This window comes from Halomonas sp. AOP25-F1-15, from assembly GCF_052378675.1.
Taxonomy (GTDB): Bacteria; Pseudomonadota; Gammaproteobacteria; order Pseudomonadales; family Halomonadaceae; genus Vreelandella; species Vreelandella casei.
In genome coordinates, this window is record NZ_JBQSXV010000010.1 from 63,467 (window position 1) to 78,617 (window position 15,151).

14 protein-coding genes are annotated in these 15,151 nt (G+C 53.4%); 4 read left to right on the forward strand and 10 right to left on the reverse strand.

Annotated elements, in window-relative coordinates; translation table 11 throughout:
* Positions 1–147 precede the first annotated feature (147 nt).
* From ACT3TF_RS16420 to ACT3TF_RS16450, 7 genes are all read right to left on the reverse strand, one after another.
* Entirely contained in the window at positions 148–651 is a 504-nt protein-coding gene (locus ACT3TF_RS16420) for a GNAT family N-acetyltransferase (RefSeq protein ID WP_444672579.1), read from the reverse strand.
* A gap of 80 nt (positions 652–731) precedes the next feature.
* The gene (locus ACT3TF_RS16425) at positions 732–1,724 is read right to left on the reverse strand and encodes an LLM class flavin-dependent oxidoreductase (RefSeq protein WP_444672580.1); all 993 of its coding nucleotides are present in this window, start codon (positions 1,722–1,724) and stop codon (positions 732–734) included.
* Positions 1,725–1,884: 160 nt separating this feature from the next.
* The gene (locus ACT3TF_RS16430; protein ID WP_444672581.1) at positions 1,885–2,571 is read right to left on the reverse strand and encodes an SDR family oxidoreductase; all 687 of its coding nucleotides are present in this window, start codon (positions 2,569–2,571) and stop codon (positions 1,885–1,887) included.
* Positions 2,572–2,681: 110 nt separating this feature from the next.
* A complete protein-coding gene (locus ACT3TF_RS16435; RefSeq protein ID WP_444672582.1) occupies positions 2,682–3,965 on the reverse strand; it encodes a nitrate- and nitrite sensing domain-containing protein in 1,284 nt (427 codons plus the stop codon).
* Between the two features lie 79 nt (positions 3,966–4,044).
* Positions 4,045–5,397 (reverse strand): MFS transporter, encoded by a 1,353-nt coding sequence (locus ACT3TF_RS16440; protein ID WP_096281735.1) that lies wholly within the window; start codon positions 5,395–5,397, stop codon positions 4,045–4,047.
* Positions 5,398–5,753: 356 nt separating this feature from the next.
* Positions 5,754–6,773 (reverse strand): patatin-like phospholipase family protein, encoded by a 1,020-nt coding sequence (locus ACT3TF_RS16445; RefSeq protein WP_441685280.1) that lies wholly within the window; start codon positions 6,771–6,773, stop codon positions 5,754–5,756.
* Between the two features lie 125 nt (positions 6,774–6,898).
* Positions 6,899–7,621, reverse strand: a complete 723-nt coding sequence (locus ACT3TF_RS16450; RefSeq protein WP_444672583.1) for a murein L,D-transpeptidase catalytic domain family protein — start codon at positions 7,619–7,621, stop codon at positions 6,899–6,901.
* A gap of 105 nt (positions 7,622–7,726) precedes the next feature.
* Here ACT3TF_RS16450 and ACT3TF_RS16455 point away from each other — a divergent pair, with 105 nt between their 5' ends.
* Positions 7,727–9,373 carry a L,D-transpeptidase family protein gene (locus ACT3TF_RS16455; RefSeq protein WP_441685283.1) on the forward strand — a complete coding sequence of 549 codons (1,647 nt, stop codon included), beginning with the start codon at positions 7,727–7,729 and terminating at the stop codon, positions 9,371–9,373.
* Between the two features lie 143 nt (positions 9,374–9,516).
* On the opposite strand, the gene ACT3TF_RS16460 is transcribed toward ACT3TF_RS16455, so the two are convergent.
* Positions 9,517–11,220 (reverse strand): peptidoglycan DD-metalloendopeptidase family protein, encoded by a 1,704-nt coding sequence (locus ACT3TF_RS16460; protein ID WP_441685285.1) that lies wholly within the window; start codon positions 11,218–11,220, stop codon positions 9,517–9,519.
* Between the two features lie 513 nt (positions 11,221–11,733).
* On the opposite strand from ACT3TF_RS16460, the gene ACT3TF_RS16465 reads away from it, so the two are divergent.
* Positions 11,734–12,657, forward strand: coding sequence for a LysR family transcriptional regulator (locus ACT3TF_RS16465; RefSeq protein WP_096281727.1), 924 nt, complete (start codon positions 11,734–11,736; stop codon positions 12,655–12,657).
* A gap of 90 nt (positions 12,658–12,747) precedes the next feature.
* Positions 12,748–13,740 carry a glutathione S-transferase family protein gene (locus ACT3TF_RS16470; RefSeq protein WP_441685287.1) on the forward strand — a complete coding sequence of 331 codons (993 nt, stop codon included), beginning with the start codon at positions 12,748–12,750 and terminating at the stop codon, positions 13,738–13,740.
* 167 nt (positions 13,741–13,907) lie between these two features.
* On the opposite strand, the gene ACT3TF_RS16475 is transcribed toward ACT3TF_RS16470, so the two are convergent.
* Both ACT3TF_RS16475 and ACT3TF_RS16480 read right to left on the reverse strand, forming a co-directional pair.
* Positions 13,908–14,390: a PRC-barrel domain-containing protein gene (locus ACT3TF_RS16475; RefSeq protein WP_096281723.1), complete on the reverse strand. Its 483-nt coding sequence runs from the start codon at positions 14,388–14,390 to the stop codon at positions 13,908–13,910.
* 125 nt (positions 14,391–14,515) lie between these two features.
* Positions 14,516–14,713 (reverse strand): CsbD family protein, encoded by a 198-nt coding sequence (locus ACT3TF_RS16480; RefSeq protein ID WP_096281721.1) that lies wholly within the window; start codon positions 14,711–14,713, stop codon positions 14,516–14,518.
* 124 nt (positions 14,714–14,837) lie between these two features.
* Between ACT3TF_RS16480 and ACT3TF_RS16485 the strand changes: the two genes are divergently transcribed.
* Positions 14,838–15,146, forward strand: coding sequence for a hypothetical protein (locus ACT3TF_RS16485; RefSeq protein WP_444624583.1), 309 nt, complete (start codon positions 14,838–14,840; stop codon positions 15,144–15,146).
* Positions 15,147–15,151: the final 5 nt, after the last annotated feature.

Sequence of the window (15,151 nt, forward strand, 5' to 3'; positions counted from 1 at the left end):
GGTCGGTGCAATCAATCGTTGATTGACGGCTAGGCGACTTAACTTATGCACTGAACCTTACCGGAAAACCGCTTAATGTGCGCGGCCTTTGCTTAGATCTCATCATTACTTTTGACTGGGTAAAGAATCGCCAAGAAGAGGCAGACCTTAATGGCCTGGCAGCACTTTATACATCACGTGGGTATCGACAAAACCAAGCTGCGCATGGCGAAAGGCATTGGGAACCGTGCCGACAATGCTAAATCCGAGCTTTTGCCATAACGCGACGGCAACCTCATTAGTCGCCACCACCGCGTTGTATTGCATCGCTAGAAAACCTAGCTGCTGTGCCTGCTGCTGGGAATGCTCGCACATGGCCCGTGCAACGCCTTTGCCCCGCGCGGCGGGGGCCACCATGTAACCACAGTTACATACGTGATCACCGGGGCCTGCAGCATTGGCTTTTAGGTAGTACGCGCCTAGCAGTTGGCCGCTGGTATCCTTGGCGACCACGCTGGCTTTAGGTGCTTTAAGCCATAGCTGGCGCGCCGCCTCGATACTGATGCTGGGCTCAATCGCATAGGTTTCTTGTGCCGCGACAATCGCTTGAAACGTTGGCCAAAAGACGGCGAAATCATCTTCTGTCATCGGCGTGAAGGTGAGTGTTGTCATAAGCTTTCTAGCGGTGACCTCTGGTTTAAAGCCTATTGGTTATCGAATGTCTAGCGAATACCTAAGCAACGGCTAAGCGATCAGCGAGCGACCTCAGCGACAATTTCATAGCTGCGCAAGCGATCTGAATGATTAAAAAAGTCACTATTAATCATTAACTCATCAGCGCCGGTGCGTGCTTGAAACTCTTCCAGCTCGGCTTTCACTGTCTCAGGCCCACCAATAATCGCCGCGCCTAAAAACTGGCTAACTTGAGCCTGCTCAGCCGGTGACCAATCTAGTTGTTCAACCGGCGGCAGCGACTGAGTAGGCTTGCCTCGAATTAGATTAAGAAACTTCTGCTGTGCGGTGGTGGCTAGGTAGTGGGCCATTACATCACTTTCAGCCGCAATCACGGGTAAGCCAACCATTGCATGGGGCTTGGCAAGATGTTCGGAAGGGCGGAAGTTGTCACGATATAGCCGCAAAGCCTCAAATAAATAGCCCGGTGCAAACTGGGCGGCAAACGCAAAAGGTAAGCCAAGCTTGGCTGCCAGCTGCGCACTGTAACCGCTAGATCCTAGCAGCCATATCGGCACATGTGTTCCCTGGCCGGGAACGGCTTTAACGCGTTGATGAGGTTCGGCGTCAGCTAAGTAGCTACTTAACTCATTGAGTAACTGAGGAAAGTCATCGACGCCGGCATGGGCATTGCGGCGCATGGCCTGCATGGTGGCGCCATCAGAGCCAGGGGCACGCCCTAAACCTAGGTCAATACGGCCAGGATACAGCGTTTCCAGCGTGCCAAACTGCTCGGCAATCACCAGCGGTGGATGATTCGGCAGCATGATGCCGCCGCTGCCTACGCGGATCGTCGAGGTTTGCCCGGCGACGTGGCCGATTAACACAGCGGTGGCGGCACTGGCGATGCCAGCAATGTTGTGATGCTCGGCTAGCCAGTAACGGGTATAGCCCAGCCGCTCGGCTAATTGTGCTAGCGCCGCGCTGTCGCGAAAAGTCTCAGCGGCGCTACCGCCTTGGCGTATCGGGGCTAAGTCCAGCACGGAGAGGGCGGTATTGGCGAGTTGGCTCATGGTTCACCTGCATATGACGTCGTGGGCGCGTGGAGTACAAAATTACTTAGCGCGCTTGGTAATATCACGTTATGCGGTCAGTGCCGGCTAATTGCAAGGTATGACCCATTGCTGAACCACGATAAGCACGCTATTGACTACGTTGCTAGACGAATAGTGCTTACGCGACGGGTGGCGTCGGCCGAATGAGTATTTCATTAACATCCACATGAGCAGGCTGTGACAGCGCATAGATGACGGCGTTGGCGACATCGCGATCTTCAAGGGCATGCTCCGGCGGCTCGTCAAAAAACGGCGTGTCGACCATCCCTGGCTCAATCAGCGTGACGCGCATGCCGGTGCCACGAAGTTCTTCGCGCAGATTATAGCCAATGCCTGTTATCGCCCACTTGGTCGCACTGTACATCGAACCGGGAATGGTGGTGCGACCGGCTGAGGAGCCTGTTAAAACTACCTGTCCTTTACTACGTTTTAGGGCCGGTAAGCAGGCCTGAATGGTGAGGCCTGCGCCATAGACATTGGTCAGGATCATCTCTCGCCAAGCGGTATGGTCAGCGTCACTAAAGCCACCAGGCGAGCCGCCGCGGCCAGCGTTGACAAAAATGGCATCTAACCGACCGAAGGTTTCGATAGCCTGTTCGACCATCGCCTGCTGTTGCTCCATGTTGGTGACATCAAGTGAATAGGGCAGCACATTTTCTGGCCCTAGCTCTTGGGCGAGTGCGCTGAGCTTGTCACTAGAGCGAGCCGCTAATACCAGTTTGTAACCTTCCCTGGCGGCGGCACGAGCAGTCGCTGCTCCGATGCCGCTTGATGCGCCGGTAATCAATAGCACGCCGTGATGCATAGGATTGCACTCCTTGCTGGATTAAACAGGTGGCCTTTAGCATGGCCAAGGAGAGGTCATCCTGCAAACATAAGCTTATTCCACGTGATGCGATGCCAGCTTATGTCGGCCTAACGGGAGCGGTGCTCTTCTTTGCGTTTAAGCATGGCCGAGAGATCCAAAATGGCTTGGGCCATGTCCGCCATACTTTTGCTTTGGTCCATCGAGGTTTTACGCAAAAACCGATAGGCCTCCTCTTCGCTCATGTCTTGATGTGCCATGATCAGGCCTTTAGCGCGCTCAATCAGTTTACGCTCACGCAGGGTTTTACGGGTGTTTTCTAACTCGTCGCTAAGCCCTTGCAGGCGGCTAGCCTGGGCTTGGGTCAGTTCGATCAGCGAGCGTCCTAGCGGTGACGTTAGCGCGTCGGCCGTCAAATGACCGAGCGGCTGGGCGTCATTTAGCGCTAGCAGCTGTTCGCAGGGGGCGGGCATGTAGCGAAAGGGCATGACGTTAGCCTTCGCTAACGCAGCGTTGGCCTGAGCTATTTTGCGATGACAAAGGGTGCTTAACTGATCGATAAGCGCTTCTTCGACCGTTTTCATTGAATCAATGCGTAGCGTCATGAGTTCGTACCAGGTTTCGCTCAGCGTATTAGCATTGTCGCTAGGTGGATGCTGCGGGCTGGGTGAGGGGCGGCAGGCGATGTCGCGTAGATGGCAGATGCCCGATAGCGTACGTGGCGAGCATTCGGTATGCCAAGCCTGCTGAGCTTCGGGCGTGGCAAATTCCAAAAAGGTATCAAAACAACGCGTTTGATCAGCCACTAGCTGATTTAATAAGTCGCGGTGTGCTTCATCAAAGTGGCCATGGGTAAAACCAAACGCACCGCAGGCGCGCTCTTGGCCAGCCAGCTCTTTGCCTTGCATTAAGTGGAAAATAGCCACCAGGCTGCGGGTAATGTCGGGATCAATGGAGGTGTCCGCGCCTTCAAAGACAATCGCTAGCAGCCCACTGGTCAACTGATTAAACGCTTGGGTCGCGGCATCGGGAGAGATCAAAAACGTATCAATGGCTTGGCGCAGCGTGCCAAGTTCATCAAGGGCATGCCAAACGGCGGCGATACGGCGCAATAGGCGAGCAGCAGCCTGTGGACGAGCCTCTTGACTAAGCGCTTCCAACCGCTGACGCATTAGCGTTTCAGCCTGCTCGCTGTGCTGGCGGTAGCTATCGCGACGTGCTTTGAAGCGCTGTCCTTGAGAGGCAAGATAGACCGTGGAGGCGCCACGCTCACGCTGTAGCATATGAATAAAGCGGCTAATGTCACCGACAATATCAGCGGTAGTGGCAAGGTGGGAGAGGCTATCGATATCGCAACGGATGGCGGTTAGTAGCAGCTGCTGCGCTGAAGACATAGAGTTTTCCCTGGTAGCTTACCGCTTAAAGTCATGACTCCCTCATCGCTGTGAAGCGCAGGGGTGTATTTAAAAGCGCTTAACGCAATGATAGCGCGCCTGCGCCTACTTCATCGCCCACCGCATCGCGGTAGGCTTTAGCCTCTTCGGCTTCGGTGGCGTCGCTAAAGCGTACCAGCAATACACAGGATGCCAGCGCCAACACCGTAAGCCCTAAATAGAACAGGCCCTGCTGATAGCTCAAGCTCTCGCTTCGAAACAGGAACGCTGCACCCACTGCGCCTACGTTACCGCCCGCGCCGACAATGCCCGCTACCGCACCCAGCGCTTTTTTATTGATAAAGGGCACCACGCCGTAGGTGGCACCTTCGGCCATTTGTACAAACAGGCTAAACACCAACATGATGCCAATGGCGAGGCTCAATACATGCATTTGTGAGAACGCCACCAGCGCAATGCCTTCGAAAATGAGGGCGATAAACAGCCAGCGTACGCGTCCTTTTAAACCGTTTTGCTTGGCGAAAAGATCCGAGAAGACGCCGCCTAGCGTGCGGGCAAAAATATTCATCAGCCCGAATAAGCCAGCGATCAGGCCCGCAGTGGCTAAAGTGAGATCAAATTTATCAAAGAAGTAGATCGCCGCAATATTGTTAATCGTCAGTTCGACGCCGAAGCAGAGACCATAGACAACGAATAGCGCCCATACACGTATATCCTTAGCCGCGGCTAGAAAGCTTTGCTTGGCGCCGTTTTCACCGGTGGCTTCCGGTAGCTCGCCTCGTGCGCGCAGCTCACTGAAGTTGCCGTTGGGAGCATCCTGGGTGAACAGCCAGTAACCGATGCCGGTAAACAGCATGACCACGCCGGGCACCATCATCGCCAATCGCCAGCCGAAGGCTTCGTTAGCACCTAGCATCAGCAGGCCTGAGAAGATGAGAGGCATCAAAATCTGTGTGGTGCCACCTCCCAAGTTGCCCCAGCCCGCGCTGGTGGCATTAGCGGTTCCCACTACGTTAGGCGCGAACATCATCGTGGTGTGGTATTGCGTGATCACAAACGAAGCGCCGATGGCACCAATGGCTAAGCGTGCCAGCAGAAATGTCTCAAAACTATTGGCGAAGCCAATGCCCATCACGGGAATGGCGCCTAACAGCAGCAGGCCGGTATAGGTTTTACGTGGACCGATTCGATCACAAAGGATGCCAATTGCTAGCCGAACAATCACCGTAATGGCGACCGAGGCAATAATCGTATTACCAATTTGTGTTTGGGTGAGTGAAAGATCTTCACGCACAATCGCCATTAGGGGAGCGATGCCGAACCAGCCGAAAAAGCAGATATGGAACGCGAACCATGAGAAGTGAAAAGCGCGCATTTGCGGTGTGGAAAAATTAAACAGTCGAATGCGGTTGGCTTTATTGCGAATGTCCATGATGGCCTCACAGGGCATAAAACGAGTTTTTTGTTACACAACGCTGATCAAAACCGCGCCGCGCAAACAATTGACGAGAACATGCCTTCATCATTGAAGGTCAGTTTCGACGCACTCGTACCCTGTTGGGCCTGGTCCACGCCTACCACCACTGGTAGGAGTTATGCAGGTAGTTTGCCAGTTGCCTATTTATTTTTAAAAATCATAATCTTATTTATTTTAGAAAGGTGTTTGAAGCGGATCAATCCCATCACTATGCTGCATGATTGGGCACGCGATATCAGCTCTGCGGCATCTTGGTGCTTAGCAGTAGGGGCAAGTTGAAAATATATGAGCGAGCCTATTCGTGGCGTTGCTTATTCATTCAGATAAACCGTATCTATATCCAGCGTGGAGTGGTCGCCAATAGCGTCGAAATTCTCGCTCAACCAGCGTTCGGCGGCGGCCTGGCCGTGTTCAAAGAGGTGGCATAAAAAAGCCCACTCAGAATTGGATTTACTGGAAACGGAGAGCTCTTCAAGCGCTTGTTCACCGCTGATGCGATGAAACAGTGCCTGCTGATAGCAGTTTGTAATACCTTGCTCTTCAAGGGCATGCTTAAGCAGCGCGATCATTCGGATCTCTTTTATCAGCGCTGAGTTAAACGTGATTTCGTTAAGGCGATTCATAATCGCCGAGGCGGAGGTGGGTATCTCATCGCGGCTAATGGGATTAATTTGTATGAGAAGGATATCCCGCGCACCGCACTCTTCCATTAACGGAAACAGGGCGGGATTGCCCATATAGCCGCCGTCCCAGTAGGCCTCACCATCGATTTCTACGGCTTGGAACATAAAGGGCAGGCAGGCCGAGGCCATTACCGCATCAACGCTCATTTCTTCGCGGCGAAACACGCGCTGTTTTCCCGTGCGCACGTTGGTCGCCGTGATAAATAGCTTGAGCTGCTGGCATTGTCGAACCCGCTCAAAATCAATATGGCTGGCCACTATGTCGCGCAGCGGATTAACGTTCAGCGGATTAAGCTGGTAGGGCGACACTACGCGACTTAATAAGTCCATGGCGACAAAGCCGGGCGATTGGTCAAGGCTCCAGTTGCCGGTCAGCATATCCATGGGGGAGCGGCGAATGGGGCTGGCCATACCTGCGCGGCTGACCGCTTGCCAGAAGTCGTGCAGCGCTTGTCGGGCGGTTTGTTTATCGCCTCGGGTCAGCGCATCTGCCATGACTACGCCGTTCATTGCCCCGGCGCTGGTGCCGCTGATGCCCTCTATTTCAATGCGATCATCCGCCAGCAGGCGATCAATCACTCCCCAGGTATAAGCGCCGTGGGCGCCACCACCTTGTAAGGCGAGGTCTAGCTTTTTGACGTTGGTCATATGCTGTTTCCCATTGCGACGGATGAAGAAATAGAACTGATAAAAAAAATAGAGTTGCTGTGGGGGCAGCATGGCATAGGCCGTGCGTGAAAACGAAATGCTATTGGTGCGCACATGCCGCGAGCTTAGCGGTGAGCAATCTGATCGTTGGCCGCTGTGCAGCCTAGAAAGGCAGAGGTGGCCAGCCACTCGGCATCGGGATAATAGGCGAAAACATACTGATCCTCTTTAAGGCTGTCGATGAGCGGATACGTCACATCTTCACGAACGGCCGGGCAGCCATGGCTGCGTCCTAACCGGCCCGTTTGAGTGATAAAGGCATCGCTCACGTAGTCCGCGCCGTGAATGACAATGGCGCGTTCATACGCTAGATCATTGACGTTGGGCTCAAGGCCTTCTAAACGCAGTGAATAGCCGTTGCTGCCGTAGTAACTGTTCATCGTACGAAATAGCCCCAGGCTCGACTGGTGGCTGTCAGGCGTATTGGAGAAAGTTGCCGCCTGCATGTCGCCGGAGCCCTGACCATGTGAAACCAGCTCTTCAAAGAGCAGTTGATGCTGGCGCAAATCAAATACCCACAGACGTGGCTCGGTAGACGGCAGCGAGTAGTCGATCACCGCCAGACGCTCGGCATTCGGTGCCGCGCAGTTAAGTGCTTGGGCAGCCAAGCGCAGCGCCTGATGCGTTGCCTGAGGAGCCAGCTGCAGCAACTGATGCTGTAACGGTGGCACGCCGGGAGGCGGCGTTGAGGCAACCTGAGCAAAGAAGCCGGCGGCGTATAGCGGTAATGTAAATAATGCTAAAAAAGGAAAACATAGCAGCATGATAAGTTTTAAACGAAGCGCCATATAAATCGATCCTGCAAACAATATCAGTCATGATGACCACAGCCGACTAAGATAAAAAGACGGGGCGGCTAGTGTGGAACGCGATAGTAACGCAAGGAGAGAGCGATGAACGAGATGCAGCCACTAAAACGATGGGCGCTGGGAACCGCCCTGTGCCTAACGCTTACCCACAATGCTTTAGGTATTAACAGTGCATATGCAGACTCAGCGCCATTGCAGCAAGCGTTAGCGCAGCAACTAATCACTGCCGAAGAGCAGCATCTACCCATTGCCGAGTTTTATCAACTGCGTGACGGTCAGCCGGTTTGGCAGGCTGTCTTAACGGTTGAGTCGTTGGTGGCTGCGTTGAATGGCTTGGAAAGTGACGGCTTGGCGCCAATGGATTATCACGCCGACACGTTGCTCAATGAATTTCATCGTAGCCAGACCTTAGGAGTGTCGGCGCAGGCGGCATTTGATATCAAGGCAACCCAGTCGCTGCTGCTGGCGCTGGATCATGTAGAGCGTGGCAAGGTCGACCCGCGGGATGTTGAGCCCCATTGGGACGCGCCGCGCGCCGCGCGCGGATACTCACTGCTGCGCGTTGTGCATGCCATTGAGGATAATAAGCTGGAAGACGCTATCGCGCTGGCCCGTCCCTCATCGGCTGAATATCAGCAGTTGCGCGATGCCTTAAAGCAACATTACCAGTTGGCTGATCTGAGCAGCACGCCTTACTTGGCCGCGCGGGAGGAGTCACTCCGCCCAGGCGACGAAACAGATGATGTCGTTGTACTTCGCCAGCGCTTAGCTCTCTGGGGCGATACCGATTTATTGGCAGCCGACAGCGGTGCTTATCCACTGATTGGAGTGAAGGGCACGGCAACCAATCGGCGTCTTTTTGATGCGTCACTGGAAACGGCCGTGAGACGCTTTCAGCGGCGTCACTTATTGCAAGCTGATGGGGTGGTCGGTGAGCAAACGCGCTTGGCGTTAAATACATCGGTTGCCACGCGTATTGATCAGCTGCGTGTCAACTTAGAGCGCGCGCGCTGGATACGTCCAATGCAGTTTGCCGAGCCGCGTGTGTGGGTCGACATTGCGGGCTACCGAATGCACTACGTGCGTCCTAATGGTCAGCAGTGGGATGCGCGCGTGGTGGTAGGGTCGCCACGCCGTGAAACGCCCATTATCCACTCGGCGATCAGTCATCTAACCATTAATCCTTCTTGGACAATACCGCCCACTATTATGCGTGAGGACGTATTGCCTCGCGTGCGGGCGGATATCGGTTATTTGGCGCGTCAAAATATTCAGGTGATTAGCCCAGCGGGCGTGCCGCTGATTGCTGAGGAGATTGACTGGCAGCGCCCAGGCGGCGTTATGTTGCGCCAGGTGGCCGGTGTGGGTAACCCGCTAGGGCGCGTGGTCGTGCGCTTTCCTAATAACGACATGATCTATTTACACGACACGCCTGCCCGCGGCCTGTTTCGGCGCGACCAGCGTGCGTTAAGCTCCGGCTGCATTCGCGTCGAGGGGGTGGCCGAGCTTGCGCAGATGTTGCTGCAAGATACCGGCAGCCGTTATCAAATGAGCAGCCTGCTAAGTGGGGGCAGTGATCGCAATGTGAGCCTGGCTCAGCGGATACCCGTGGCGCTGCATTATTTAACCGCCTGGCCGAATGAGCAGGGAGAGGTAGAATTTAGGCCTGATATCTATCGACGCGATGCGACACTGCTGACGGCGTTACAGCGTGCGCTACCCTCAAGCTAACTATGGCCTCAGCAATATCTGGGTATCCAGTACAATACAAAACACCGCCTCAATTGGGCGGTGTTTTGTATTATCAGCGTTAGTAAGTTAGTGGCTAGCAAGGCCCTTGCTGTTCATCTAGGCCTTGTTAGTCAATATAAACATTAATCATCGTTTTGCTGGTAGTTCGCAACGCTAACCGGGCCGGTTTCGCCGCTTTCCAACGTGGCCAGCATTGGCTCTGCCTGGCTCTGGAAGGCGACCAGTGTATCGCCGCTTAAGCTGCTGTTCTCGGGAAGACTAACGGTCAGGGCGTCTACCGGTGCATTATTAACGATGACTTCATAATGCAGGTGCGGGCCGGTGCTGCGGCCTGTATTGCCGGAAAGCGCGATACGCTCACCCATGGTCACGCGGTCGCCCTGGTTAACCAGCTGGCTAGAAAGGTGTAGGTAGCGCGTGCGGTATCCGTTGTCGTGTCGAACTACAATATATCGCCCGGCAGCAGGGTGGTTGCTAACGCGCTCAACGCGACCGTTCGCGGGGGCGAGAACCGCCGTGCCAATGGGCATAGCAAAATCGGTGCCGTTATGTGGGCTGACTCGCCCCGTGATGGGATGCTTTCTGTTGGGGTTGAAGTTAGAGCTTAAGCGGTAGCTGCCATCAAAGGGATGGCGCGCGAACGCAGGATCCAGACTTCCACCTTCGGGCGTATAGAAGTTGTTGTCGTTCAGATTGCGTACCACGGTCAAATCCATGCGTTCGCCGTCATACTTAACGGCTAATACGCGAGATTCAAGGGTTTCGCCATCAATCATGTCTGACTCAACCAGTACTTGGAAACGGTCACCACGACGGCTGTCACGTCGGAAATCGAGTTTTTTCTCAAGTATCTTGGTTAATTCAGTCACTGAGCCGCTATTTAAGCCGGTGGCCTGGGCCGAACGTGCAAAACTGCCGCTGACGCTACCCGCATAAAGGCGTTGAACAGGTTCACCCTGACGCTCAATAGCGGTAATCGCGTACTGGTCGGCATCACGCTCTAACATGACACCTTCGCGGGTGTTTTTCATCATGCGTAGCGACAGTAAACGGCCGTCTTCATCCAACTGGTAATCAAAGCTATGCCCGGCGCGCCAGTTGGTTAACAAGCGCTGATCGGGTAAGTCTTCAAGCAGGGTGAGCACTTCACTATAGCCAAGGCCTAGCTGATCTTGCGCCAGCACGGCGAATGTTTCGCCGGATTCAACAATATGCGTTTTCCATACGGGCACAAACGGCTCTTCTGCCGCTAGTTCTAAATTCAGAAACGAAACGTCATCGAATAGCTCAATGCCATAGTCTTCATACGAGGTGGCATCGGCAATTTCCATTGAAGATGCGCTATCTACGTCCAACATGCCGCTCGTTAACGTGCCAACGACCACTGCCATGTGCAGGGCACCGCTATCAAGCGAAGATACACCCAGCGCTACTGTGTTGGGTGTAATGGTGCTAACGGCGGCTAGATTACTGACCAGCGTCGGCTGACTAGCTATATCAGCTTCGGCCTTGGAAATGACGTCAAGATCAACGACCTCAGTAACCGCTAGATCGCTGAGAGGGATGTTTCCGCGGGTGGCGTCGAGGGCGCGTGAGGCACGATCGATCGCTTCAGCCACCGGGGTGCGTTCTTGGCTTAATGAAGGAACGCCCGGTGCCGAATCGCTAGGCAGCGGCACTAGCACGCTTTCTAACGGTGTATATGACTGGTTTAGATCATGATAAGTAGTGACTAACTTCTGTGTGCCTAGCACTGTGACCATAGTAGCCACGGGTAACAGTAATAATTTGTGCGTGCGAGGCAGCGAATGGAGGATTCGCAACATGGGTAAATGGACCGCCGAGTTCGTGATTAAAAGATGACAAAAAAATATATATACCCGGAACCATACCCCATGCAGAGGGGGGTGCATAGACTGTATGCCTATACATAAAACGTACTTAAATATAAAAATGCAAACAATGTGCACGAAAAGTCTATTAGTGAACGCTGTTTGCAAATAAATGTAACTGAGAAAAGCTAATTAAATAGCGTCATTCGATCATATACGAAAACATTTTTTTTAAAAGTATTAATACAACAAATGTATAGCATTCATCCTTTAGTCTAGTGCCGATAGGTCAGTAAAAGGATGACAGCGTTAGCGCCAGCCAGCACTACAAGTCGGGTTTATGCGGGCAAGCATGAGTGTTTAAAAGATGGCCGGGTGCCAAACGTTGGCCATGATTAGCCAGCCTTTCATATAGGTTGCAGAACTGCGGAGCGTTTCCTGGCATTCTAGTCATATTTTTCGAATATTAAACGCAGTGTTTCGCTATTTTGCGTCGAGGAAATCGAAATGTCCCGGGTAACGCTTTCACAATGGCAAATGTTGGCTGCCGTGGTTGATCATGGTGGGTTCGCGCGTGCGGCAGAAGCCGTGCACAAGAGCCCTTCCACGTTGAATCATGCCGTCCATAAGTTAGAAGAGCAGTTAGGGGTTCAAGTGTTAGAGCCCATTGGTCGCCAAGTGCGCTTAACCGAAGCCGGTGAGCTGCTTCTTCGGCGCGCACGTCAATTGATTGAAAGCGCGGCCTCGCTTGAGGATGTTGCCATTCGCCTCGCTGCTGGTTTAGAGGCGGAGATCGTCGTCGCTATCGACCAGGTGTTTCCCGCCGATGCCCAAGCCAAAGCGCTAGAGCGCTTTTCTGAAACCTACCCTCAAGTGCGTGTTCAGTTGCACGAAAGCGTGCTCAATGGTGGCGTAGAAATGCTCTACGATGGCCGGGCTGATCTTGTGGTCTCGGGCATTGATGCCCAGGGTTTTTTGGGTGAACCACTGGTAACCGTGCGCTTTATCGCAGTGGCACATCCCCAGCATGCGCTTCATCAGCTAGGCCGTTTGCTTGACTTGCGCGATCTAGCTCAGTATCGCCAACTTGTAGTGCGCGACTCAGCGCTGCGCCAATCGACGAACGCTGGCTGGTTGAAAGCCGAGCAGCGCTGGACGGTCACCCACCTAAATACGTCGCTGGATATGCTCCGGCGTGGTTTGGGTTTTGCGTGGATGCCTGAAACGCGTATCGCTGACGAGTTGCGCAGCGGTCAGTTGAAGCCGCTGCCGCTGCCCGCAGGTGGAGTGCGCGAGGTGCCGGTTCAGCTCATTTTCCGTGACCGAGATCGTGCCGGGCCTGCTGCCCATGCGATGGCCACTGCGTTAAAGCAAGCGGTGATCAGTGAGTGCGCCGTGCAGGATTCGACTCAGTCGAATGAAAAGCCCTAAAACATCCGCTTGAGCATCCCTGATGCGGGCGTATGCTGAATAGATGCAAGGTAATGTGTCCATTACCTGAAGACACTTTCAGGAGGCCCCATGGGACTATTAGTCAATGGCGAGTGGCACGACCAGTGGTACGACACCAAAAAGAATAACGGGGAATTCGTGCGCGAATCAGCCCAGCTGCGCGACTGGGTGGGCGACCAGCCGGAAACGGATGGTCGCTGCTATCCAGCAGCTAAAGATCGCTATCATTTATATGTGTCCCTGGCGTGTCCCTGGGCGCACCGCGCTTTAATTATGCGTACGCTAAAAGGGTTGAAGCCACTTATTGGCACGTCGCATGTTAGCCCGCTGATGCTTAAGGATGGCTGGACTTATCGTCAGGATGAGGGGGCCAGCGGCGACCCAATCAATGGCGTCGACTTTCACCGCCAGCTCTATACGATGACCGACCCGCACTACACTGGCCGAGTCACCGTTCCTGTGCTGTGGGATAAGCAGCGCAGCGCTATCATCAATAATGAGTCTGCGGATTTGCTGCGCATGTTTAATGATGCGTTTGATGAGCTAACGGGCAACGATTTAGATTTTTATCCACTGGACCTGCGTAGCGTTATAGATGAAGTTAACGCCGATGTGTACGACCACATCAATAATGGGGTTTATAAATCAGGCTTTGCCACCGAGCAGAACGTTTATGAAAAGCACGTGAAAGCGTTATTTGAAGCGCTGGAACGGATGGAGGCACGCTTAAGCACGCAGCGTTATTTGGCGGGGGAGTGGTTAACAGAGGCTGACATTCGCCTTTTTACCACCCTGGTGCGTTTTGATGCAGTCTATTACGGCCACTTCAAGTGCAATGTTAAGCGCATCGCAGATTATCCCAACCTTGCCAACTATGTGCGGGAAATCTATCAATGGCCGGGCGTGGCCGAGACGGTCAATATGGACCATATCAAGCGCCACTACTATTACAGCCACGATAAGATTAATCCGACCCGCATTGTCCCCGCCGGCCCGCTGCTCGATTTTCAGCAGCCCCATGATCGAGAGCGTTTGCCAGGGCAGGGCGTCAGGCACAAATAGCTTGGTAATGTGACGACGGGCGCAGTAATAGAAAAGGGCCGCACCAATGAAATGGGGCGGCCCTTTTAACGAGCTAGTGTTAACGAGCTGCTATCACTACGGTTTTTACTGGAGGCTCAAGGCGTATTTTGCTTGCTCAAATCCAATGAAAAGCCGTGTTGGTGTGGCTACTCGTCAGGATTGACTGCTTCACGAGTGCTCTGCCAAGCGCTTTGTGCACCTTCCTGGGTAGTTTCCCAAGCATCGCGGGCGCTAGCTTTGGTCTGCTCCCACCAGTCATGGTTGTAGGCAGGAAATGCTTCTACTTCTTCCTGGCTGGCGCTGATCATGACGCGGTGTTCCGTATCACCATCGTTTTCCATATCGGTTTCAAGAGTGAAGTAGTCGGTATCGACGACGATTTCACGACCACCTAGCCCGAGTACGGAACCGCTTTCAATGACCAGTGCGGTGATGCGCATTTCTTCGTCAAACAGAATGTCTTCAACGTCGCCGATTTCTTCACCGGAACCGCCGGCAAAATAAACCTCTGCATCAAGAATATTGTCGGCAGAATACATGCCCTGTGGCTCACTTGACGCGTGGGCGCTCATAGCAACGCTTCCCAGTAGGGCGGTACCGATAACGGTTGTCAGGATAGTTTTACGCATAGCATCTCTCCATGTGGCTACGATAAATAATAAGCTGCTGTGCTTATTAGTATTCTAAATGGTGTTGCAAAAATTTGACTGTCTTAACGTACTGCTCTTAGGTGCTGGCAGGTTTGTTCGGGTGACTATTGCTTCTCAGCCCACTCATCGGCTCTACGTTCTGCGTCTTCTCTCGCTAGGCCATATTTTTGCTGAAGCTTGCCGACCAGCTGATCTTTCTTGCCACCAATCTGATCAAGCTCATCGTCGGTAAGGTCGCCCCAGCTTGAACGAGCCTTGCCCTTCATTTCTGTCCATTTGCCTTCAATCTGATCCCAGTTCATCGCCTCACTCCTTGATAGTCTTGAACTTGACTAAACACTTAATATGTTAGACGAAATGTACACAAGTGCAAGTGGTTGATTCAATGTGGTGCAAGTTAAAAGTGCTGGTCAGGAGCAAAATGCGGTGTTAGGATGCGCGCTCCTCGCATGTGTTGACCCCTCCATCACGACGATAAGCGTTTACCTGCTTAGCTACTTAGCAGTATCGCTTGCGGGAACATTTAGCCAATTGCTTGATGTTCATTGCTGTGTAGATGGCGCGCCTCCAGTATTTCACCACACGGGTGAAATCGGCGCAGAAGGTCGCCACAACGGTTGGCCCGCAAACGCGGTGTTTGCTAACCGGATGCTAGGTGCGACCGGCGTCTCCGACTCCATTGATGGCTACGACCGCTACGGCGGTGCCTGTTTTCGACAACGACCATTTTGTTAAGGTCG

Coding starts and splice junctions, on each gene's coding strand:
- ACT3TF_RS16420 (WP_444672579.1), bottom strand. CDS start 651: ATGACAACACTCACCTTCACGCCGATGACAGAAGATGATTTCGCCGTC.
- ACT3TF_RS16425 (WP_444672580.1), bottom strand. CDS start 1,724: ATGAGCCAACTCGCCAATACCGCCCTCTCCGTGCTGGACTTAGCCCCG.
- ACT3TF_RS16430 (WP_444672581.1), bottom strand. CDS start 2,571: ATGCATCACGGCGTGCTATTGATTACCGGCGCATCAAGCGGCATCGGA.
- ACT3TF_RS16435 (WP_444672582.1), bottom strand. CDS start 3,965: ATGTCTTCAGCGCAGCAGCTGCTACTAACCGCCATCCGTTGCGATATC.
- ACT3TF_RS16440 (WP_096281735.1), bottom strand. CDS start 5,397: ATGGACATTCGCAATAAAGCCAACCGCATTCGACTGTTTAATTTTTCC.
- ACT3TF_RS16445 (WP_441685280.1), bottom strand. CDS start 6,773: ATGACCAACGTCAAAAAGCTAGACCTCGCCTTACAAGGTGGTGGCGCC.
- ACT3TF_RS16450 (WP_444672583.1), bottom strand. CDS start 7,621: ATGGCGCTTCGTTTAAAACTTATCATGCTGCTATGTTTTCCTTTTTTA.
- ACT3TF_RS16455 (WP_441685283.1), top strand. CDS start 7,727: ATGAACGAGATGCAGCCACTAAAACGATGGGCGCTGGGAACCGCCCTG.
- ACT3TF_RS16460 (WP_441685285.1), bottom strand. CDS start 11,220: ATGTTGCGAATCCTCCATTCGCTGCCTCGCACGCACAAATTATTACTG.
- ACT3TF_RS16465 (WP_096281727.1), top strand. CDS start 11,734: ATGTCCCGGGTAACGCTTTCACAATGGCAAATGTTGGCTGCCGTGGTT.
- ACT3TF_RS16470 (WP_441685287.1), top strand. CDS start 12,748: ATGGGACTATTAGTCAATGGCGAGTGGCACGACCAGTGGTACGACACC.
- ACT3TF_RS16475 (WP_096281723.1), bottom strand. CDS start 14,390: ATGCGTAAAACTATCCTGACAACCGTTATCGGTACCGCCCTACTGGGA.
- ACT3TF_RS16480 (WP_096281721.1), bottom strand. CDS start 14,713: ATGAACTGGGATCAGATTGAAGGCAAATGGACAGAAATGAAGGGCAAG.